This is a genomic window from Rhizobium leguminosarum, assembly GCF_010668065.1.
GTDB classification, from domain to species: domain Bacteria; phylum Pseudomonadota; class Alphaproteobacteria; order Rhizobiales; family Rhizobiaceae; genus Rhizobium; species Rhizobium leguminosarum_S.
Genome location: NZ_WUEN01000018.1, coordinates 53,628 through 75,172, shown reverse-complemented (window position 1 = coordinate 75,172; position 21,545 = coordinate 53,628). Strand labels below are relative to the sequence as shown.

Annotated in this window: 20 protein-coding genes; 13 read left to right on the top strand and 7 right to left on the bottom strand. The window is 61.7% G+C overall.

Translation table 11 applies throughout. The features are described 5' to 3' along the window. Window positions 1-19: 19 nt before the first annotated feature. Complete coding sequence (locus tag GR198_RS31600) at window positions 20-649, bottom strand: MOSC domain-containing protein (RefSeq protein WP_204337286.1); 630 nt, start codon at window positions 647-649, stop codon at window positions 20-22. Window positions 650-706: 57 nt separating this feature from the next. On the opposite strand from GR198_RS31600, the gene recR reads away from it, so the two are divergent. Together recR and GR198_RS31590 are read left to right on the top strand one after the other, a co-directional pair. Then, window positions 707-1,312 (top strand): recombination mediator RecR, encoded by a 606-nt coding sequence (gene recR / locus GR198_RS31595; protein WP_003544338.1) that lies wholly within the window; start codon window positions 707-709, stop codon window positions 1,310-1,312. 11 nt (window positions 1,313-1,323) lie between these two features. Further along, a complete protein-coding gene (locus tag GR198_RS31590) occupies window positions 1,324-2,583 on the top strand; it encodes a lytic murein transglycosylase (RefSeq protein WP_164070249.1) in 1,260 nt (419 codons plus the stop codon). 6 nt (window positions 2,584-2,589) lie between these two features. Here GR198_RS31590 and GR198_RS31585 read toward each other — a convergent pair whose 3' ends face one another. Continuing rightward, window positions 2,590-3,045: a GNAT family N-acetyltransferase gene (locus tag GR198_RS31585; protein ID WP_164070248.1), complete on the bottom strand. Its 456-nt coding sequence runs from the start codon at window positions 3,043-3,045 to the stop codon at window positions 2,590-2,592. 23 nt (window positions 3,046-3,068) lie between these two features. After that, on the bottom strand, window positions 3,069-4,748 hold the full coding sequence (locus tag GR198_RS31580; protein ID WP_204337289.1) for an MFS transporter: 1,680 nt from the start codon (window positions 4,746-4,748) through the stop codon (window positions 3,069-3,071). A 198-nt stretch (window positions 4,749-4,946) separates the two neighbouring features. Here GR198_RS31580 and rimP point away from each other — a divergent pair, with 198 nt between their 5' ends. From rimP to GR198_RS31530, 10 genes are all read left to right on the top strand, one after another. Beyond that, window positions 4,947-5,552 carry a ribosome maturation factor RimP gene (gene rimP, locus GR198_RS31575; RefSeq protein WP_003544329.1) on the top strand — a complete coding sequence of 202 codons (606 nt, stop codon included), beginning with the start codon at window positions 4,947-4,949 and terminating at the stop codon, window positions 5,550-5,552. Window positions 5,553-5,611: 59 nt separating this feature from the next. Continuing rightward, the gene (gene nusA / locus GR198_RS31570) at window positions 5,612-7,213 is read left to right on the top strand and encodes a transcription termination factor NusA (protein ID WP_003544328.1); all 1,602 of its coding nucleotides are present in this window, start codon (window positions 5,612-5,614) and stop codon (window positions 7,211-7,213) included. After that, complete coding sequence (locus tag GR198_RS31565) at window positions 7,210-7,902, top strand: RNA-binding protein (RefSeq protein ID WP_017989926.1); 693 nt, start codon at window positions 7,210-7,212, stop codon at window positions 7,900-7,902. The genes nusA and GR198_RS31565 overlap by 4 nt, the downstream gene beginning before the upstream one ends. Window positions 7,903-8,003: 101 nt before the next feature. Continuing rightward, window positions 8,004-10,757 carry a translation initiation factor IF-2 gene (infB, locus tag GR198_RS31560; protein WP_164070247.1) on the top strand — a complete coding sequence of 918 codons (2,754 nt, stop codon included), beginning with the start codon at window positions 8,004-8,006 and terminating at the stop codon, window positions 10,755-10,757. 150 nt (window positions 10,758-10,907) lie between these two features. After that, the gene (rbfA, locus tag GR198_RS31555) at window positions 10,908-11,312 is read left to right on the top strand and encodes a 30S ribosome-binding factor RbfA (protein ID WP_003544322.1); all 405 of its coding nucleotides are present in this window, start codon (window positions 10,908-10,910) and stop codon (window positions 11,310-11,312) included. Between the two features lie 13 nt (window positions 11,313-11,325). Beyond that, window positions 11,326-12,258 carry a tRNA pseudouridine(55) synthase TruB gene (truB, locus tag GR198_RS31550; RefSeq protein ID WP_130709189.1) on the top strand — a complete coding sequence of 311 codons (933 nt, stop codon included), beginning with the start codon at window positions 11,326-11,328 and terminating at the stop codon, window positions 12,256-12,258. 116 nt (window positions 12,259-12,374) lie between these two features. Continuing rightward, on the top strand, window positions 12,375-13,226 hold the full coding sequence (locus tag GR198_RS31545) for an alpha/beta fold hydrolase (RefSeq protein ID WP_164070246.1): 852 nt from the start codon (window positions 12,375-12,377) through the stop codon (window positions 13,224-13,226). A 151-nt stretch (window positions 13,227-13,377) separates the two neighbouring features. After that, on the top strand, window positions 13,378-13,647 hold the full coding sequence (gene rpsO, locus GR198_RS31540; protein WP_003544317.1) for a 30S ribosomal protein S15: 270 nt from the start codon (window positions 13,378-13,380) through the stop codon (window positions 13,645-13,647). A gap of 350 nt (window positions 13,648-13,997) precedes the next feature. Then, window positions 13,998-16,136 (top strand): polyribonucleotide nucleotidyltransferase, encoded by a 2,139-nt coding sequence (gene pnp / locus GR198_RS31535; protein WP_025396629.1) that lies wholly within the window; start codon window positions 13,998-14,000, stop codon window positions 16,134-16,136. Window positions 16,137-16,211: 75 nt separating this feature from the next. Then, entirely contained in the window at window positions 16,212-17,228 is a 1,017-nt protein-coding gene (locus tag GR198_RS31530; protein WP_029873761.1) for a class I SAM-dependent methyltransferase, read from the top strand. Window positions 17,229-17,319: 91 nt separating this feature from the next. Here GR198_RS31530 and fabI read toward each other — a convergent pair whose 3' ends face one another. From fabI to fabA, 3 genes are read right to left on the bottom strand one after another with little or no spacing between them, the layout of a single operon-like run. Then, window positions 17,320-18,126, bottom strand: a complete 807-nt coding sequence (gene fabI / locus GR198_RS31525) for an enoyl-ACP reductase FabI (protein ID WP_029873762.1) — start codon at window positions 18,124-18,126, stop codon at window positions 17,320-17,322. Between the two features lie 4 nt (window positions 18,127-18,130). Further along, a complete protein-coding gene (fabB, locus tag GR198_RS31520; protein WP_012759646.1) occupies window positions 18,131-19,363 on the bottom strand; it encodes a beta-ketoacyl-ACP synthase I in 1,233 nt (410 codons plus the stop codon). A gap of 45 nt (window positions 19,364-19,408) precedes the next feature. Beyond that, window positions 19,409-19,924 carry a 3-hydroxyacyl-[acyl-carrier-protein] dehydratase FabA gene (fabA, locus tag GR198_RS31515; protein ID WP_003555774.1) on the bottom strand — a complete coding sequence of 172 codons (516 nt, stop codon included), beginning with the start codon at window positions 19,922-19,924 and terminating at the stop codon, window positions 19,409-19,411. 301 nt (window positions 19,925-20,225) lie between these two features. On the opposite strand from fabA, the gene irrA reads away from it, so the two are divergent. Continuing rightward, complete coding sequence (gene irrA / locus GR198_RS31510; protein ID WP_164026655.1) at window positions 20,226-20,645, top strand: iron response transcriptional regulator IrrA; 420 nt, start codon at window positions 20,226-20,228, stop codon at window positions 20,643-20,645. A gap of 118 nt (window positions 20,646-20,763) precedes the next feature. On the opposite strand, the gene GR198_RS31505 is transcribed toward irrA, so the two are convergent. Next, the gene (locus GR198_RS31505; protein ID WP_017962724.1) at window positions 20,764-21,399 is read right to left on the bottom strand and encodes a trimeric intracellular cation channel family protein; all 636 of its coding nucleotides are present in this window, start codon (window positions 21,397-21,399) and stop codon (window positions 20,764-20,766) included. Between the last annotated feature and the right edge of the window lie 146 nt (window positions 21,400-21,545).

The window sequence follows — 21,545 nt, the reverse complement described above, 5'->3', positions numbered from 1 at the left end:
TATCAAGGTGTCAAGTGATCTAGTGCGCTTCGTCGGCTTGGGATTCCAGCATGGCCCGAAGCTTGTAGTGAATTGGGGCCGCGAGATATCGCGCCCGATCTGCGCCCTGAAGCCTTCGGCCGAAGGTCTCCATTAGTTCGGGCATCGTTATCCTGTCTCCCGAAAAAGACGTGTATTCCATCGGCATCCCGGGCTCGACCACGCCGCTTCGGATGACGCGGCAATAGATGCCTGGACGGGCGGCGGCGGTATAACGCTTGACGAATTTCGGATCGGCCATTCTGGCGGCGAAGGTGGCGCAGGGCATACGGCATGCCGTGACCTCGAGGACGAGATCGCCAGCGGCGAAGCGGTCGCCGACGGCGACGTCCCGATTGTCGAGATCCGATATCACCATGTTCTCGCCGAAAGTACCGGCCTCGTAGGGTCGGCCCAGCTCCTGCGCCCACCAGTCGAGCGTCAGCGATCCCTCGACATAGACCGCCTGGTCGACGCCGCCATGGTGTTTGCGGTTGCAGATCGCATCCCCGACAAGACCTTCGGCGTCGATCATCACGGCGCCGTTGACGGCATGTTTGAAGATGCCGGTCTTGTAGCTCTTGCCCTGCAGTCTTTCCGGATTGCCGGTGCACAAGGCCAGGATTTTCATGGGATGGCCGATCCTTCCGCGATTCCGTTTTCGTTCCATATCAGTTAAGAACGGCGCATGGCAAAACGAGTCACCGGCCCCGAAATCGAAAAACTCATCCAGCTTCTGGCAAAGGTGCCGGGCCTCGGGCCGCGTTCGGCGCGCCGGGCGGCACTGCACCTGATCAAGAAGAAGGACCAGTTGCTCGGCCCGCTGTCGAATGCGATGGGCGAAGCCTATGACAAGGTGAAGATCTGCTCGCGCTGCGGCAATGTCGATACGGTCGATCCCTGCATTGTCTGCACCGACGTCCAACGCGATCAATCCGTCATCATCGTCGTCGAGGACGTCTCGGATCTCTGGGCGCTGGAACGGGCAGGCGCGATGAATGCCGCCTATCACGTGCTCGGCGGCACGCTGTCGCCGCTCGACGGGGTCGGTCCTGACGATCTCAACATTCGCGGCCTGATCGACCGGGTCGGCGAAGGCGGCATCCGGGAACTGATCATCGCTGTCAATGCCACGGTCGAGGGACAGACGACGGCGCATTACATCACCGACCAGCTGCAGGGACTCGATGTGAAGATCACACGGCTGGCGCATGGCGTGCCTGTCGGCGGCGAACTCGACTATCTCGACGAGGGCACGCTTGCAGCGGCACTTCGGGCGCGGACTGTGATATGAGGGGGTTGCATATGCTGAAAGATGGCCCACGGCGGCTGCGGATATTCGCACTCGCATTGGCGGCAGCTCTCCTGCCCCTCTCCTGTTACGCGGCCCCTTCGAAAGCCGATGTCGAGGCGCAGTTCGAAAAATGGGTGCAGAGCGACCTCTGGCCGGAGGCGAAGGCGAACGGCATTTCGGAGAAAGTCTTTCAATCCGCTTTCTCCGGCATCACGCTGAACTGGAACCTGCCCGATCTCGCTCCGCCCGGTTTCCCGCCGCCGAAGGAGCAGAAGCAGACGCAGGCCGAATTTTCCTCGCCCGCTCCCTATTTCAACGAGGACCAGCTGAAGAAGCTTGCCGCAACGGGACGCGGCTTTGCCGCCCAATATGGCTCGACGCTGAAGCGGATCGAAAAGACCTATGGCGTGCCGGGCTCGATCGTGCTGGCCATCTGGGGCCGGGAGACGGGCTTCGGTGCGGCGAAGATCCCGAATTCGGCGATCGAGGTGCTGGCGACCAAGGCCTTCATGTCGACGCGCAAGGAGATGTTCCGCACCGAGCTGGTGGCCGCACTTCATATTCTCGACGGCGGCGACGTCACACCTGCCAACTTCAAGGGTTCGTGGGCGGGCGCACTCGGCCAGCCGCAATTCATGCCGACCAGCTATCTGAAATATGCCGTGGATTTCGATGGCGACGGTCACCGCAATATCTGGACCTCGGTGCCCGATACGCTCGCCTCGATCGCCAATTACCTGGTCAAGAAAGGCTGGCAGCGCAACCGCGACTGGGGCTTCGAGGTGTCGATACCGGAGGCGGTCTCCTGCGCGCAGGAGGGACCCGATCTGGCAAAGCCGCTGTCGCACTGGGCCTCGCTCGGCATCGACCGCATCTCCGGCAAGGGCTTTCCCTCCGGCGAGATGAAGGCTGAGGGCATGATGCTGGTTCCGGCCGGCCGCGACGGACCGGAATTCATCGTCACCCCGAATTTCTACATCATCAAGGAATATAATAATTCCGATCTCTACGCGCTCTATATCGGCAATCTCGCCGACCGGATCGCCTATAATGGCGGCGCCTTCCAGGGCAGATGGGGCGATGTCGGCAAGATGCTGCGCTCGGATGTCGCCGCCATGCAGAAGGCGCTGGAACGGCAGGGCTATGATGTCGGCGGCTCCGACGGCCTGCCGGGCTACAAGACCCGGCGTTCGATCGGCCAGTGGCAGGCAAAGAACGGCATGAAGCCGACATGTTTTCCCGAGGCGACGATGAAGGGCAAGCTGAAGTAACCGGCTTCAGAGGTTGCGTTTCAAACCTTCATGGCTGGCGACGAAACCGAGCCTCTCGTAGAAGCGGATCGCGTCCCCCCGCGTCTTGTCCGATGTCAGCTGCACCAATCCGCAGCCGCGCTCGGCGCATTGGGCGATCGCCCATTCGATGAATTGTGCGCCGAGGCCAGAACCGCGAAGATCGCTTGCGACACGCACGCTTTCGATCTGGCCGCGCCACATGCCCGTCCTCGAAAGACCGGGAACAAAACTCAGCTGCAGGCAGCCGACGACCCGATCGGTCGCGTCGTTGGCGACGGCCAGAAGCTGATTGGCGTCTGCCTCGATCGCGGCGAAGGCCGAGAGATAACGCGCATCGACAGGATCCGAAACAATCTCCCTGCTGCCGCCAAGATCGTCATCGGCCAGAAGCCGGATGATGGCGGCCAGATCGGATTGGCGGGCGAGCCTGAATCTATACATGTTCGACCTCTGCACACATTGTCTCAATGATGCAGATCGATCGGCGCCTTGTGGAAGACGTCGTCACCTGGCGGAATGGCCTGGCGTTCGATCATGCGGTGGACATGCAGCGGACCTTCGCCGCGGTGAAGCGCACGCAGCCTGTCGGTATTTTCGGCATCGGCCTGCGTGCGCCGCTGGTTGTGTCTGATGTATTCGACCCAGGTCGGCGTATGGTAGGTTTCCGTCCAAAGGCTGGGATTTTCGAGATCACGCATCAGCGCCCAGTTGCGGGCGCCGTCGCGGATGCGGATACGGCGGCGTTCGCCCATCAATTCCATGAACTCGGCAAGGTCCTCGTCGGCAATCTCGTAGTCGACCTGGATGACGATCGGGCCGCTGCGCGGCGTGATGTCGAGACTGAGGGCCGGCTCGGTGAAGCGGTTCAGCGGGTCGAGATTGAGCGAGGCGAAGGCCGGCATCGAAAAGCGCAGGCCGATGGCGATGCCGAGCAGCATGACGACGGATGACATCAGCAGCGCATCGGCGACGCCGTAGCGATCGGCGGCGACGCCCCACAGCCAGCTGCCGCCGGCGATGCCGCCGAAGGTGACGGTCTGATAAAGCGACAGCGCCCGGCCGACCACCCAGCGCGGCGTGGAAAGCTGAACGATGGTGTTGAACAGCGAAAGTGCAGAGACCCAGCAGGCGCCGGAGACGAGCAGCCCGGCGGAGGTCAAGACGGCACTCGGGCTCACGGCGGCAATGACCGCGCTCAATGCGAAGCCGGCAAAGGAGAGGCGGATGATCATCTCGCTGGAAAGCACCTGGCGAAGCCTCGCATTCAGCACCGCACCGCCGATTGCGCCGATCCCGAAGGCGCCGAGCATGAAACCATAGGTCAGCGGGCCGCCGGCAACGAGATCGAGGGCGACGACCGGCAGCAGCGCCAGGATCGAGCTGGCGCCGATGCCGAAGAGCAGTCCCCTGACAAGGACCTTTTCGAGATTGGGCGACATCGAGACATAACGCAGGCCGGCAAAGATGGCGCTGCCGAGCGCCTCCCGCGGCAGGGTCGAGACGGGCGCGGCTGGCCGCCAGCGCAGCAGGGCATAGATCAAGGCGAGGTAACTCAGCGTGTTCACCGCGAAGGCCGCGGCCGCGCCGGCAGCCGCGACGATGACGCCGCCGATCGCCGGGCCGACGCTGCGGGTGATGTTGAAACCCATGCTGTTCAGCGTGACCGCTGCCGGCAGATCGGCACGCGGCACCATATCGCCGACCGAGGCCTGCCAGGAGGGATTGTTGAGCGCGGTGCCGCAGCCGATCAGGAAGGTGAAGAAGAGCAGCAGCCAGGGCGTGATCCAGCCGAGAAGGGCTGAGGCCGTCAGCAGCGCCGAGACCGTGAGCATCATGCACTGCGCCGTCAGCATGACCCGGCGGCGGTCATAATTGTCGGCCAGCGCACCCGATATCAGCGAAAACAGCATGATCGGCAGCGCCGTCGAGGTCTGCACCAGCGCCACCATGTCTTCCGAGGCGGTGATCGTCGTCATCATCCAGGCGGCGCCGACCGCCTGGATCAGGCCGCCGAAATTCGAAGAAAGGCTCGCGAACCAGATGGTGCGGTAGGTATCGTGCCGCAAAGGCGCCAATGTCGACGAAGTGTAGGCCACGATTTCTCCCGCTTTTGTTATTGCGCGCCAACGGCAATATATGCGCAACACCGGCGCTGGCCATAGGCCTCATCACGTCGCCGGAAGCGAATTGGCCGAATCGGTCGCAGACCTTGCAATTTCGGAAAAACCCGACTATATGCCTCTCAAATTCTTGATCGCTTGATGAAGAGTGGGCCGCAAGGACCCGCTCTTTTTTATTACCGCGATCGCCGAAACAGCATGAAATTGCGAGGAGCGCACCGCTTGTCGGATCTGACAAACGCAGACAATGAACGTGAGCCGCGGCTGATTACCGAAACCGGGCTCGACCAGCGTCTTGCCGATATCATCGAACCCGTTCTCGTCGACCTGGGCTTCCGGCTTATCCGCGTCCGCATGATGAACCAGAACGGCGCGACGATGCAGGTCATGGCCGAACGCAACGACGGCACGATGACGGTCCAGGACTGCGAAGAAGTCTCGATGGCGATTTCTCCCGTCCTCGATGTGGAAGATCCGGTCGATAAAGAGTATCATCTGGAAGTGTCTTCGCCCGGCATCGACCGTCCGATGGTGCGGAAATCCGATTTCGTCCGCTGGCAGGGCCACCTTGTGAAATGCGAGACGTCGATCTTGATCGACAATCGCAAGCGCTTCCGCGGCAAGATCGTCGAAGCAGGCACAGATGGTTTCACGCTCGAGCGTGACCAGATCGCCTATGGGGAAGAGCAGAAGGTCACCATTCCCTTCACGGCGCTTAGCGATGCGAAGCTCATTCTGACCGACGACCTGATCCGTGACGCATTGCGCGCCGACAAGCTGGCGAAAGCCCAGGCCGCCAACCAGAACGAAGCGGACGACGAAGAATAACCGATCAACAGACCGCTCCAGGGACGGGAACCCTGGAGTAAAGACGGAGAAACAAGACAATGGCAGTCAGTGCGAACCGGCTCGAACTTCTGCAGATCGCAGATGCAGTGGCGCGCGAAAAAGTCATCGACCGCGAGATCGTGCTGGCCGCAATGGCCGATGCCATCCAGAAGGCGGCACGCTCCCGTTACGGCACCGAGTCCAACATCCGGGCCGACATCAATCCGAAGACCGGCGAAATCCGCCTGCAGCGCCTGCTCGAAGTCGTCGAGAAGGCAGAGGATTATTCGACGCAGATCCCGCTGGAGCTGGCTCGCGACCGCAATCCGGACGCCGCACTTGGCGATTTCATCGCCGATCCGCTGCCGCCGATGGATTTCGGCCGTATCGCCGCACAGTCGGCCAAGCAGGTGATCGTGCAGAAGGTGCGCGAAGCCGAGCGTGACCGCCAGTTCGACGAATTCAAGGATCGCGTCGGCGAAATCGTCAACGGTACCGTCAAGCGCGTCGAATACGGCAACGTCATCGTCGATCTCGGCCGTGGCGAAGGCATCATCCGCCGCGACGAAATGATCCCGCGCGAAAACGTCCGCTATGGCGATCGCGTCCGTGCCTACGTCTATGATGTCCGTCGCGAGCAACGCGGCCCGCAGATCTTCCTGTCGCGCACGCATCCGCAATTCATGGTGAAGCTTTTCACCATGGAAGTCCCGGAGATCTACGACGGCATCATCCAGGTGAAGTCGGTCGCCCGTGATCCGGGTTCGCGTGCCAAGATCGCGGTGATCTCGAACGACAGTTCGATCGATCCGGTCGGCGCCTGCGTCGGTATGCGCGGCTCACGCGTCCAGGCCGTTGTCGGCGAGCTTCAGGGCGAAAAGATCGACATCATTCCGTGGAGCCAAGATCCGGCGACCTTCGTCGTCAACGCCCTGCAGCCGGCCGAAGTCGCCAAGGTCGTTCTCGACGAGGATGCCGAGCGTATCGAAGTCGTCGTTCCCGATGAGCAGCTGTCGCTTGCGATCGGCCGCCGCGGCCAGAACGTCCGCCTCGCTTCGCAGCTGACCGGCTGGGATATCGACATCATGACGGAGGCCGAGGAATCGGAACGCCGCCAGAAAGAATTCAACGAGCGCACCAACCTGTTCATGGATTCTCTCGATGTCGACGAGATGGTCGGCCAGGTTCTGGCTTCGGAAGGTTTTGCCGCGGTCGAAGAACTGGCTTATGTCGATCTCGACGAAATCTCTTCGATCGACGGTTTCGATGAGGAGACGGCGCAGGAAATCCAGCAGCGCGCCCGCGAATTCCTCGAGCGTCTCGAAGCCGAGATGGACGAGAAGCGCAAGGCGCTCGGTGTCCAGGACGAGCTGCGTGAAATCAACGGCATGACCGCCCAGATGATGGTGGCGCTCGGCGAAGACGGCATCAAGTCGATCGAGGACTTTGCCGGCTGCGCTGCCGACGATCTCGTCGGCTGGTCGGAACGCAAGAACGGCGAAACGAAGAAGTTCGAGGGTCTGTTCTCGAAGTTCGATGTCTCGCGCGTCGAAGCAGAACAGATGATCGTCCAGGCCCGCCTTTCGGCTGGTTGGATCACGCAAGAGGACCTGGATAAGGGGACCGAAGAAGAGGTCACCGAAGCCGAACAAGAAGCATGATGACCGCGCATGAACCGGACGCTCCTCTCGAGGACGACGATCTTGCAGGTTATGACGTGAACGGACGCATGTGCATCGTGACGCGCGAAAGCGGATCGCCGGAAGAGCTGATCCGCTTCGTCGCCGCTCCCGATGGAACAGTTGTCGCCGACTTGAAGCGCGAGCTTCCGGGACGCGGATGCTGGGTGAAGATCGACCGGTCGCTGGTCGACAGGGCAGTGGCGAAGAAGCTCTTCGCCCGCGCGCTGAAGACGGATGTAAAGGCGGCGGACGATCTCGGCGCGAGTGTCGATCGGCTGCTCGCGGCGCAATTGATGCAGATGATGAACATGGCGCGGAAAGCCGGCCAGTTCGTCAGCGGCTCCTCGAAAGTGGATGCCGCGGTCAGAAGTGGAGCAGCCCTTGCGGTGTTCCACGCGACTGGTGCAGCGGACGACGGCGTCCGGAAAATCGACCAGGCCCGCAAGGCCTGGCACCTCGGAATGGAGACCGAGGAGGAGATACCTTCCTTCCGTCTCTTCTCGGAGAGCGAAATGGAAGGCCTGATGGGCCAGAATGCTTTTATCCATGCCGCAGTGCTTGCAGGGCAGGCGGGTGAAGGTGTAGTGAAGCGCGCAAAGATGCTCGAACAGTACCGTATTGGCGGTCAGTCCCGGGCAGCGGGCGGCGCTGGCCGGCAAAAACAATGAGGCGGTCACCGGCATCGGCCGGTCCCATCCTCATTGATCGACAGTATTGAACGACAGGGTCTGATCTAGTCATCGCTCCCTGTCCGAAGGAACGGGAACGAATGACCGATAGTAACGACGACAAGACAATCAGCGTAGCGGGCAAAAAGACACTCACCCTGAAACCATCGGGGATGAGCCAGGGCACCGTTCGCCAGGATATGGGTCGAGGTCGCACCAAGGCGGTCGTCGTCGAGACCCGTAAGCGGCGCCCGATGCGCCCGGAAGACGAAAAGCCGATCACACCCGTCGCTCCGCCGGCCCCCGTGCGCGCAGCCGAACCGGCGCCCGCACCCGTGCAGGCGCGTCCGCAGCAGCCGACGCCGGCTCCGCGGGTTCAGCAGGGCAACAACAACCAGACGAACCAGCGTCCGCCGCAGCAGTCCCACCAGCCGCCGCGCCAGAACGATCGCCCGCGCCCGGTGGTGCTGAACCATCTGTCGCCGGAAGAGATGGACGCCCGCCGCCGTGCGCTTGCCGACTCCCAGGCGCGTGACGCCCAGGATGCGATCCGCCGCGCCGAGGAAGAAAAGCTCCGTGCCGCCGAAGAGGTGATCCGCAAGGCAGCCGAAGCGGAAGAAGCTGCCCGCCGGGCCGCTGAAGAGGCTATCCGGCAGGCTGAGGCACCCGCTGTTGCTGAACCGGCAGCCGCAGAACCGGCTCCGGCCGAAGCACGCTCCGACGCGCCGCGGCCGCAGCAGCCCGCATCGTCGGCACCGGCCGCACGCCGGCCCGATGCGGCCGGAGCACCGGCTGCCCGTCCGGCAGCCGCCGCTGCCGTCCCCGGCGCCGTTCGCGGCCGTCGCGAAGAAAAGGAAGAAGACGATCGTGGCGCAGCGCGCAGCGGTCCAGTCCGTGGCCGTGTCGTTCGCCCGGAACCCGCAAAGCCGGTCACCACGCGTCCGAAGACGGATGAAGAGCGCCGTCGCGGCAAGTTGACGATCACTACTGCCAACGTCGACGGCGAGGATAATGCCCGCGGTCGTTCGCTCTCGGCGATGCGTCGCCGGCAGGAGAAGTTCCGCCGCGGTCAGATGCAGGAAACCCGCGAGAAGATCTCCCGCGAGGTGGTTCTGCCCGAGACCATCACCATTCAGGAACTGTCGCAGCGCATGTCCGAACGCGCCGTCGACGTTATCAAGTACCTGATGAAGGAAGGCCAGATGATGAAGCCGGGCGACGTCATCGACGCCGACCTTGCCGAAATCATCGCCGGCGAATTCGGCCATACGGTCAGGCGCGTGTCGGAATCCGACGTCGAACTCGGCATCTTCAACGTTTCCGACGACGATGGCGAACTGGTTTCGCGCCCGCCCGTCGTTACCATCATGGGCCATGTCGACCACGGCAAGACCTCGCTGCTCGACGCCATCCGTCATGCCAACGTGGTCTCCGGCGAAGCCGGTGGCATCACCCAGCATATCGGCGCCTATCAGGTGGAGCAGAACGGTCAGAAGATCACCTTCATCGATACGCCCGGCCACGCCGCCTTCACGGCAATGCGTGCCCGCGGTGCGCAGGCGACCGACATCGCGATCCTGGTCGTCGCAGCCGACGACAGCGTGATGCCGCAGACGATCGAATCGATCAACCACGCCAAGGCCGCCGGGGTTCCGATCATCGTGGCGATCAACAAGGTCGACAAGCACGAGGCTGATCCGCAGAAGGTCCGCAACCAACTGCTGCAGCACGAAGTCTTCGTGGAATCCATGGGCGGTGAAGTGCTTGACGTCGAGGTTTCGGCCAAGACCGGCAAGAACCTCGACAAGCTGCTCGAGGCGATCCTGCTGCAGGCGGAAATTCTCGATCTCAAGGCCAATGCGAACCGGACCGCGGAAGGCACTGTCATCGAAGCCCAGCTCGATCGTGGCCGTGGTTCAGTCGCGACCGTGCTCGTCCAGAAGGGTACGCTGCGTCCGGGTCAGATCATCGTTGCCGGCGACGTCTGGGGCCGCGTGCGCGCTCTCGTCACCGACAAGGGCGACCATGTGAAAGAAGCAGGTCCGGCAACGCCAGTCGAGGTTCTCGGTCTTTCCGGCACGCCGCAGGCCGGCGACAAGTTCGCCGTCGTCGAAAGCGAAAGCCGCGCCCGCGAAATCTCGGAATATCGTCAGCGTCTGGCCCGCGACAAGGCGGCTGCCCGTCAGTCGGGACAGCGCGGTTCGCTGGAACAGATGATGATGCAGCGCCAGAGCGTCGGCATCAAGGAGTTCCCGCTGGTCATCAAGGGTGACGTGCAGGGCTCGATCGAAGCGATTGCCGGCGCGCTGGAGAAGCTCGGCACCGACGAAGTGCGTGCCCGCATCGTCCATTCGGGCGCCGGCGGTATCACCGAGTCGGATATCTCGCTCGCCGAAGCCTCGAACGCGGCCATCATCGGCTTCAACGTTCGTGCGAATACGCAGGCACGCCAGTTCGCCGAGCGCGAAGGCATCGAAATCCGCTACTACAACATCATCTACGATCTCGTGGATGACGTGAAGGCAGCGATGTCGGGCCTCCTGTCTCCGGAACGGCGCGAAACCTTCATCGGCAATGCCGAGATCCTCGAGGTGTTCAACATCACCAAGGTCGGCAAGGTCGCAGGCTGCCGTGTCGTCGAAGGCAAGGTCGAACGTGGTGCCGGCGTCCGCCTCATCCGCAACGACGTCGTCGTTCACGAAGGCAAGCTCAAGACGCTCAAGCGCTTCAAGGACGAAGTGTCCGAAGTGCCGATGGGTCAGGAATGCGGCATGGCCTTCGAAAACTACGAGGACATGCGCGCCGGCGACGTCATCGAGTGCTTCCGCGTCGAACATATCACGCGCACGCTCTAAACTGCTGCGCCTGAACTTTTCCGAAAGCCATCCGCCAGCCGGCGGATGGCTTTCGGGCATCTGCCGACTTGACCTTTTCGACCAAAAGAGTCATGGACGCTCTCCTTTGACGGGTTCGATTCCCAGCCGCATCGGCAAATAGAGATAACAATGACCAGACCAACTTCTTCCGCGCCTTCGCAGCGCATGCTGCGCATTGGCGAACAGGTTCGCGCCGCTATCACTCAGGTGCTGCAGCGCGGCGAAGTGCGTGACGACGTCATCGAGGCGACCGTGATCTCGGTCTCGGAAGTGCGCATGTCGCCGGACCTCAAGATCGCCACCGCCTATGTGACGCCGCTCGGCGTTTCCGACCACAGCATCGTCATCGAGGCCCTGAACCGCCATGCGAGGTTCATCCGCGGCCGGCTCGGGCCGCAGCTTCGGCAGATGAAATACATGCCGGAGGTACGCTTCCGCGACGATACCAGCTTCGACAACTACAAGAAGATCGACGAGCTGCTGCGTTCGCCCGAGGTGAGCCGCGACCTCGACGGCGATAATGACGAACAATAAACAGAAGAGACGCATGTCCAAACCACGCAAACCCAAAGGCCGGCCGATTTCCGGCTGGCTGATCCTCGACAAGCCGGTGGATTTCGGCTCGACGGAAGCCGTTTCCAAGATCAAGTGGCTCTACAAGGCTGAGAAGGCCGGTCATGCCGGCACGCTCGATCCGCTTGCCTCCGGCATGCTGCCGATCGCGCTCGGCGATGCGACGAAGACCGTTCCCTATGTGATGGACGGCCGCAAGATCTATGAATTCACGGTGAGCTGGGGCGAGGAGCGTGCGACCGACGATCTCGAGGGCGAGGTGACCAAGAGTTCGGACAAACGCCCGAGCGAACAGCAGATCCGCGATATCCTGCCTGGATATATCGGCACTATCAGCCAGGTGCCGCCGCAGTTTTCCGCCATCAAGATCGCAGGTGAACGCGCCTATGATCTGGCGCGCGAAGGCGAAACCGTCGAAATTCCCTCGCGTGAGGTCGATATTTTCCGGCTGACCTTGCTCGCCTGCCCGGACGCCGACAGCGCGCATTTCGAAGTGGAATGCGGCAAGGGTACCTATGTCAGGGCGCTGGCGCGCGATTTCGGCCGCGAGCTCGGCTGCTACGGCCATGTGTCCGGGCTGCGGCGCACCTTCGTCGCGCCTTTCGCGGAAGAGGCCATGGTGCCGCTCGCAGATCTCGTGGCACTGGAGGCGATCGAGGATATGGACGAGCGCCTGGCGGCCCTCGACGCGCTGCTGATCGACACCTGCGAAGCGCTATCCTCGCTGCCCCATCTCGTCATCAACGACGACCAGGCGCACCGGCTGAAGATGGGCAACCCGATCCTGGTGCGTGGCCGCGATGCGCCGGTTGCCGAAAGCGAAGCCTATGCGACAGCCCGCGGCAAGCTGATCGCGATCGGCGAGATCGGCCAGGGCGAGTTTCGCCCGAAGCGGGTTTTCGCCTGAGCCTGTCTTGCTTTCTGACAAGACAGCGATTGTCAGCCGGTAGCGATGCGATATCTTCCCTGTCGGGCCGCCATAGCGGCCCGAGGGGCCATGGGGGCCTGACAGAGGGAAAGATCATGCGCGGAACTGCTATCGGAATCCTGACGTTCTTTTCGATGTTTCTCGCCGTCGCCGGCGCTCGATCCGCCGAGCGCTGGGCCGAGCTTCCGGCCTTTCCTTTGATGCCGGTGGCAAAGACGAGTGGGATGGCCGAGGTGAACGACATCAAGATGTATTACGCCGAATACGGCGAAGGCGACCCCATCCTGTTCATTCATGGCGGTCTTGGAAATGCCGAGGTCTGGGGTCACCAGGTCGCCGATTTTGCCAAGGATCATCGGGTCATCGTTGCCGACAGCCGCGGCCATGGACGTTCGACGCGCAGCCAGCAGCCCTTCGGCTATGACCTGATGACATCGGATTATGTGGCACTTCTCGACTATCTGAAGATCGACAAGGTGACGCTTGTCGGATGGTCGGACGGCGGCATCATCGGCATCGACATGGCGATGAAACACCCGGAAAAATTGACCCGCGTCATTGCCCAGGCAGCCAACGTCACGACCGACGGCGTCAAGGCTGACGTGATGGACAACAAGACCTTCAACGACTACATCAACGTCGCCGGCGAGCAGTACCGGAAGCTTTCGCCGACGCCGAACGAATACGACGCCTTCGTCAAGCAGATCTCCGAAATGTGGGCAACCCAGCCGGCCTGGACGGCCGCCGATCTTGGCAAGATCTCGGTGCCGGTCACACTTGCCATCGGCGATCATGATGAAGCCGTAAAGCTCGACCATACGGAAATGATGGCAAAACAGATTCCGGGCGCCAAACTCGTCATCCTGAAAGATGTGAGCCATTTCGCCATGCTGCAGGATCCTGCAGCCTATGACGGGATGATCCGGGGCGCCATGGCGGGCCGTTGAAGCCGCCAAGGACGACCCCTCTTTCCATCGATCCATATTTGGTTTATAGGCAGCGCCAGCATCGGGTACGCCCGTTTGCATTCACGGCCAAAGCTGGACGACATCCCGGCTTTTGGCGACTTTATCTCCTCCTCTTAGAAAGGATAACCCGATGTCGATCACTGCTGAGCGCAAGTCTGCGCTGATCAAGGAATATGCGACCGTTGAAGGCGATACCGGTTCTCCGGAAGTCCAGGTCGCGATCCTGACCGAACGCATCAACAACCTGACCGAACACTTCAAGGACCACAAGAAGGATAACCATTCCCGCCGTGGCCTGCTGACGATGGTTTCGAGCCGCCGCTCGCTTCTTGATTATCTCAAGAAGAAGGATGAAGGCCGCTATTCCAAGCTGATCACCAGCCTGGGTATCCGCCGCTAAGATTGTCCGGCGGGCGCTTTCCGAGCGCCCGCCGGATGTGTTTCGGGACACGGTTCCCGATGAAATGTTCCAGCCGCGCCCTATCTTTTACGCGGTGGAAAGACCGGCAGACCCGGATGGGCCGGTTCTGCCAAACCAACCGTTGACCTGTCATGGGGCAGGATTGCCGGATGCTTTCGGCCAAGGCTTGTCAATGAGCTTTGGCCCGGTTTCTCAGGGACTCCCCGAGGAAGCCGAGGATGAAAAGCCTCCCGTTGTCTTGCCCGTGATACGTCACATTGATTGCGGTCGACTGTGCGCTGCGCCTTGATATCGGCGATGGCGCGTGCTCCCGCATTGAAGGACAAGACATGTTTGATACACACACAGTGGAAATCGAGTGGGCTGGCCGCCCGCTGAAACTCGAAACCGGCAAGATCGCCCGTCAGGCCGACGGCGCGGTTCTCGCCACCTACGGCGAAACCGTCGTTCTCGCCACCGTCGTCTCGGCCAAGGCGCCGAAGGCCGGCCAGGACTTCTTTCCGCTCACCGTCAACTACCAGGAAAAGACCTATGCGGCCGGCAAGATCCCCGGCGGCTATTTCAAGCGCGAAGGCCGTCCGAGCGAAAAGGAAACCCTGGTTTCCCGCCTGATCGACCGCCCGATCCGCCCGCTCTTCCCTGAGGGCTACAAGAACGACACGCAGGTTGTCGTTACCGTTATCCAGCATGACCTCGAAAACGATCCCGACGTGCTGTCGATGGTTGCCACCTCGGCTGCGCTGACGCTGTCCGGCGTTCCCTTCATGGGCCCGGTCGGCGGTGCGCGCGTCGGCTACATCAACGGCGAATACGTTCTCAACCCGCATCTCGACGAGATGGACGAATCGAGCCTCGACCTCGTCGTCGCCGGCACCTATGACGCCGTGCTGATGGTGGAATCCGAAGCCAAGGAACTTAACGAAGACATCATGCTCGGCGCCGTCATGTTCGGCCACAAGGGCTTCCAGCCGGTTCTCGACGCGATCATCAAGCTCGCCGAAGTGGCCGCCAAGGAGCCGCGCGACTTCCAGCCGGCAGACTACTCCGCTCTCGAAACCGAAATGCTCGGCCTTGCCGAAGGTGAACTTCGTGAAGCCTACAAGATCACCCAGAAGGCTGATCGCTACGCCGCCGTCGACGCCGTCAAGGCGAAGGTGAAGGCGCACTTCCTCCCCGAGGAAGGCGAAGCCCGGTACACACCCGAAGAAGTCGGCGCGATCTTCAAGCATCTGCAGGCGAAGATCGTCCGCTGGAACATCCTCGACACCAAGAGCCGCATCGACGGCCGCAACCTCGAAACCGTTCGTCCGATCGTTTCGGAAGTCGGTCTTCTGCCGCGCACCCATGGTTCGGCGCTGTTCACCCGCGGCGAAACCCAGGCGATCGTGGTTGCCACCCTCGGCACCGGCGAAGACGAGCAGTATGTCGACAGCCTGACGGGCATGTACAAGGAGCGCTTCCTGCTCCATTACAACTTCCCTCCCTACTCGGTTGGCGAGACCGGCCGCATGGGCTCCCCGGGTCGCCGCGAAATCGGCCACGGCAAGCTCGCATGGCGCGCGATCCGTCCGATGCTGCCGACGCCTGAGCAATTCCCCTACACGCTGCGCGTCGTCTCCGAGATCACCGAGTCGAATGGTTCGTCCTCGATGGCGACCGTCTGCGGTACCTCGCTCGCTTTGATGGACGCCGGCGTTCCGCTGGCAAAGCCGGTTGCCGGTATCGCCATGGGTCTGATCCTGGAAGGCGATCGCTTCGCTGTCCTGTCCGACATTCTCGGTGACGAAGACCACCTCGGCGATATGGACTTCAAGGTCGCCGGTACCGCCGACGGCATCACCTCGCTGCAGATGGACATCAAGATCACCGGTATCACCGAAGAGATCATGAAGGTCGCCCTTGGCCAGGCCCAGGGCGGTCGCGTCCACATCCTCGGTGAAATGTCCAAGGCCATCACCGAAAGCCGCGGCCAGCTCGGCGAATTCGCTCCGCGCATCGAAGTCATGAACATCCCGGTCGACAAGATCCGTGAAGTCATCGGCTCCGGCGGCAAGGTCATTCGCGAAATCGTCGAAAAGACCGGCGCGAAGATCAACATCGAGGACGACGGCACCGTCAAGATCGCCTCGTCTTCAGGCAAGGAAATCGAAGCGGCCCGCAAGTGGATCCACTCGATCGTTGCCGAACCTGAAATCGGCCAGGTCTACGAAGGCACGGTCGTGAAGACCGCCGACTTCGGCGCCTTCGTCAACTTCTTCGGCGCCCGTGACGGCCTCGTCCACATCTCGCAGCTCGCTTCCGAGCGTGTTGCCAAGACGCAGGACGTCGTCAAGGAAGGCGACAAGGTCTGGGTCAAGCTGCTCGGCTTCGACGAACGCGGCAAGGTTCGCCTGTCGATGAAGGTCGTCGACCAGGCCACCGGCCAGGAAATCCCGAACGAGAAGAAGAAGGAAGAAGCGGCCGAATAAGCCGCCTTCCAAATTTGCTATCGGGCGCGGGAATGCTTCCGCGCCCTTTTTTGTATGAGAAGACGAGACGAGACCATGAGCAGCGAGACGCTGAAGACCCTGTTCCATCCCTTTGCCAGCGGCACAGTCGCGGCGCCCGGCGAGGGCGAGCGCGTGCTCTTCCTCGGCGCCGAGGCAGGCTTTGCACTGCCGGAAGGCTTTGCCGCCTCGCTCAGCGCCGTCCAGGGCTTCCGACCGCTCTATCGGCAGCTGCTGGCCCAGCGGATCGAAGCGAAGCCGGAGATCGACGGCGAGGACTACGATGCGGCTCTGGTGCTCTGCACCAAGCACAAGGGCGGGAACGAGGCCAATCTTGCCGCTGCTATCGCCCGTACGCGGCTCGGCGGCCTGATCGTCGTTGCCGGCGCCAAGGAAGACGGTGTCCAACCGCTGCGCAAGCGGATGGAAGGTTTCAATCTCGCCGTCGACCATATGCCGAAATATCACGGCGTCGCCTTCTGGTTCGGCCGGCCGGCGGATGCTGACGAGATTGTCTCCAAGCTGGCAAAGGCGCCGGTCCGCGTCGACGGCCGTTTCAATGCAACCGCCGGCATGTTCTCGCATGACCGCATCGATGCCGGATCGGAGCTGCTCGCCTCGCGCCTGCCTGAGGATTTCACCGGCGACGTTGCGGATTTCGGTGCCGGATGGGGCTATCTCTCCGTCGAGATGGGGCGGAAGTCGCGTGGACTGACGCGCCTCGACCTCTACGAGGCCGATCACGCGGCTCTGGAGGCTGCCAGGGATAATCTGGCTAAGAACTGCCCGAACGCGCCTGTGCGCTTCTTCTGGCACGATCTGGCGGGTGAGCCGGTCAAGGATAAATACGATCTCGTCATCATGAACCCGCCCTTCCATGAGGGACACGCGGCCGATCCGGCGCTCGGCCAGGCAATGATCAAGACTGCCGCATCCGCCCTTCGCGGTGGCGGCCGCCTGATGCTCGTCGCCAATCGCGGCCTGCCTTACGAGCCGGTTCTGGCGGCGAATTTCAGGGAAAGCGGCGAAACTTGCCGCAACGCCCGGTTCAAGGTTCTCTGGGCGAAGAAATAGGCTCAAGCGGCCTCGATACGATCATTCTTACCGATAGAAAAGGCCGTGCGCATCATCTGCGCACGGCCTTTGAGTTTCCATCGAATAGTGTTTATTCGACGTCCGCTTTGCGCAGCGTTTCCAGCGTCGGCATGGAGGTGACATTGAAGCCGGCGTCGACGAAGTGGATTTCGCCGGTGACGCCGGAGGAAAGGTCGGAGAGCAAGTAGAGAGCCGAGTTGCCGACCTGATCGATGGTCACGGTCTTGCGCAGCGGCGCATTGCGCTGGTTCCAGGAGAGGATCGCGCGCGCATCGGAGATGCCGGCGCCGGCAAGCGTGCGGATCGGGCCGGCGGAAATGGCATTGACGCGGATGCCGCGCGGGCCGTAGTCGGCGGCGAGATAGCGCACCGAAGCCTCGAGCGCTGCCTTGGCGACGCCCATGACGTTGTAGTTCGGGATGACGCGCGTCGAGCCATTATAGGTCAGCGTCAGCATCGCACCACCATCTTCCATCAACGGAGCGCAGCGCTTGGCGATCTCGGTGAAGGAGAAACAGGAAATGACCATAGTGCGGCTGAAATTCTCACGCGTCGTGTCGGCGTAGAGACCCTTCAGCTCGTTCTTGTCGGAAAAGCCGATGGCATGGACGATGAAATCGAGCTTGCCCCAGCGCTCGCTTATCGCGTCGACGACGGCATCGACCGAGGCGATGTCCTCGACGTCGCAGGGCAGGACGAAATCCGAGTTGACCTCCGCAGCAAGCGGCCTGACGCGCTTGCCGAGCGCATCGCCCTGATAGGTGAAGGCGAGTTCCGCACCCTGTGCGGCGAGAGCTTTTGAAATCCCCCAGGCGATCGAGTGGTTGTTGGCGACGCCCATGACGAGCCCGCGCTTACCCTGCATGATTCCCGTCATATTATTATCCGTTATAGCGCTGGAAGACGAGCGTAGCGTTGGTGCCGCCGAAGCCGAAGGAATTGGAGAGGGCAATGTCGATCTTGGCGTCGTCGATACGCTTGCGCACGATCGGGACGCCTTCGAATTCGGGATCGAGCTCGGTGATATGGGCGCTTTCGCCGATGAAGCCTTGCTGCATCATCAGCAGGGAATAGATCGATTCCTGCACACCGGCAGCGCCAAGCGAATGGCCGGTCAGCGACTTGGTCGACTGGATATGCGGGATCTTCGAGCCGAATACTTCGCGGATGGCGCCGATTTCCTTGCTGTCGCCGACCGGCGTCGACGTACCGTGGGTGTTGACGTAGTCGACATCGCCTTTGACGGTGGCGAGCGCCTGGCGCATGCAGCGGATAGCGCCCTCGCCCGAGGGGGCGACCATGTCGTAGCCGTCCGAGGTTGCGCCGTAACCGACGATTTCGGCGTAGATCTTGGCACCGCGGGCCTTGGCGCGTTCCAGCTCCTCGAGCACCAGCACGCCGGCGCCGCCGGCAATGACGAAACCATCGCGGTTGACGTCATAGGCGCGCGAGGCGCTGTCCGGCGTGTCGTTATACTTGGAGGACATCGCGCCCATGGCGTCGAAGAGGTTGGACATCGTCCAGTCGAGATCTTCGTGACCGCCGGCGAACATCACGTCCTGCTTGCCCCACTGGATCATCTCGGCGGCGTTGCCGATGCAATGCGCCGAGGTCGAGCAGGCCGACGAGATCGAATAATTGACGCCGTGGATCTTGAACCAGGTGGCGAGCGTGGCCGATGCGGTCGAGGACATCGCCTTCGGCACGGCGAAGGGGCCGATGCGCTTCGGGCTGTTGTTTTTTATGGTGATCTCGGCAGCTTCGATCAGGGTGCGGGTGGACGGACCGCCGGAGCCCATGATGATACCGGTACGCTCGTTCTGAGCGTAGTCTTTCTCTTCCAGGCCGGAATCGGCAAGTGCCTGCTTCATGGCGACATGGTTCCAGGCGCCGCCCTGCGACAGGAAACGCATGGCGCGGCGGTCGACCAGTTCGGCAAGTTCCGCCGAACCGAGCTTCGGACTGCCCCAGACCTGGCACTTGAACCCATGTTCGGCGAAATCGCTCGAAAAGGAGATACCCGACTTTGCCTGCCGCAAGGATTCGGTGACTTCGGCCGCGTCGTTTCCGATCGAGGACACGACACCCAGACCTGTGACAACTACCCGTCTCATCTGATCAAACCTTTGTTGTTTTCGTCAGCCGCTCGAAATGCGGTTTCAGGCCGTCTTGTCTTTCGATAGACCGACGCGAAGGTCGGCCGCCTGATATATGGTCTCGCCGTCCGCCTTTAGCCAGCCGTCGGCCGTGCCGAGGACCAGACGGCCGCGCATGACACGCTTGAAGTCGATGCCATATTCGATCAGCTTCGTCTGCGGCCGGACCATGCCCTTGAATTTCACTTCGCCTGTTGAAAGCGCCATGCCGCGGCCTTGCTCGCCGAGCCAACCCAGAAAGAAACCGGTCAGCTGCCACATGCCGTCGAGACCGAGGCAGCCCGGCATGATCGGATTGCCTTCGAAATGGCAAGGAAAATACCAGTCGTCGGGGCGAACGTCATATTCGGCCCGGAGGTAGCCCTTATCGAAGGTGCCGCCCGTTTCGGAAATATCCGTGATTCGGTGAACCATCAGCATGGGCGGCAGGGGCAGCTGCGCATTACCGGGGCCGAACAGCTCGCCGTGCGCGCAAGCGATGAGTTCTTCATACGAGAAGCTGGACTGTCTGGTCGTCATAAAGTTTCTTTTTCCCCCCGCGTCATGCCGATGGATGTGAACGTGTAGTCCAAGTTCTTCAGAAAATGAAGCAAGAGCAAGGCAACTTCATTCATCGTCCCGGACCAGGCTTGCGCCATTATTTGGTGGTCGCATACAGGAAGGCTAGGGCTGGGACCAGACCTATTTGAGTCAAAAGCCCGTTTTTGCCGCGTTTATCAGGCTCTCGTCCCCATTGAACTATTGAAAGGCTCCGATGCAAAAGTTATACCGCTTAAAGAAACATGATTGCTTTATGCCAGAATAACCGGAGTTGGTTTTGATGACGGGTGCATTCCCGATCGCAATAGAGGTAAGGCTGCGCGGTGCAGGCCTGCGCCCCACCCGCCAGCGCGTCGCGCTCGGCGACCTCCTGTTTGCCAAGGGCGACCGGCATTTGACCGTCGAGGAACTGCATGAAGAGGCGGTTGCCGCCGGCGTGCCGGTGTCCTTGGCAACCGTCTACAACACGCTGCATCAGTTCACGGAAGCCGGTCTCATCCGGGTTCTCGCCGTCGAGAGCGCCAAGACTTATTTCGATACCAATGTTTCCGACCATCACCATTTCTTCATCGAAGGCGATAACGAGGTGCTCGACATTCCCGTCAGCAACCTGACGATCGCCAATCTGCCGGAACCGCCTGAGGGCATGGAGATCGCCCATGTCGACGTGGTGATCCGTCTGCGCGCGAAGCAGGGCTGACGACGCCTCTAAAGCGCGTCGCGCCGAATCGGCCTCATGCGACGCCCTTTAGATCTTTATTTTTATGCATGTCGTTGTCCCAAACCGCTGCGCACTTTTGGGCGACATGCATTAGCCTTCACATGACATCGTCGGGATGCCGGCCGGGCTTGTGCCTGTAGGTCGGGAAGGTCCAGCCGAACCACAGGGCTCCACCGCGCACCGCAAAGGCCGCCACGACGCCGCAGGCAGACGCCAGATAGAGCTGCATTCCAAGCGCATTGGCGAGCGTGAACACACTGGCGCCGATGAGGGCTGCGGTCACGTAGATTTCCGGCCGCAACAGCACCGAAGGCTCGTTTGCCATCAGATCGCGCAGGATGCCGCCGAAGGTCGCCGTCAGCGTGCCGGTGACGATCGCAATCGTCGGCGAACCGGTGGCGGCGAGACCCTTGGCGGCGCCGATCACGCAATAGGCGGCAAGGCCGATCGCATCCAGCCAGATCAGCAGGCGATAGCGCGATTCCAGCAGATGGGCGGTGAAGAAAACGATGACGCCCACGATGCAGCAGACGAGGATATAGGCAGGGTTCAGCACCCAGAAGACCGGCACGCGGCCGAGCACGATATCGCGCACGGTGCCGCCGCCCGTTCCCGTCACCATGGCGAAAAACAAAAAACCGATCAGGTCCAGTTGCTTGCGCGAGGCAGCGAGCGCGCCTGTCGCGGCAAACAGCGCAATGCCGGCATAATCGAGATAGACGAGCAAGGACATGCGAACCCCGAAACCGGCAGACGTTTTATCGAAAGAACCACGGCGGCAAGGGCGGCGCAAGGCGGCGGCGCCATAAAGCTAACGTCTTTACGTGATGCATGTCGTTGTCCTAGAACCGCTGCACACTTTTGGCGACATGCATTGGG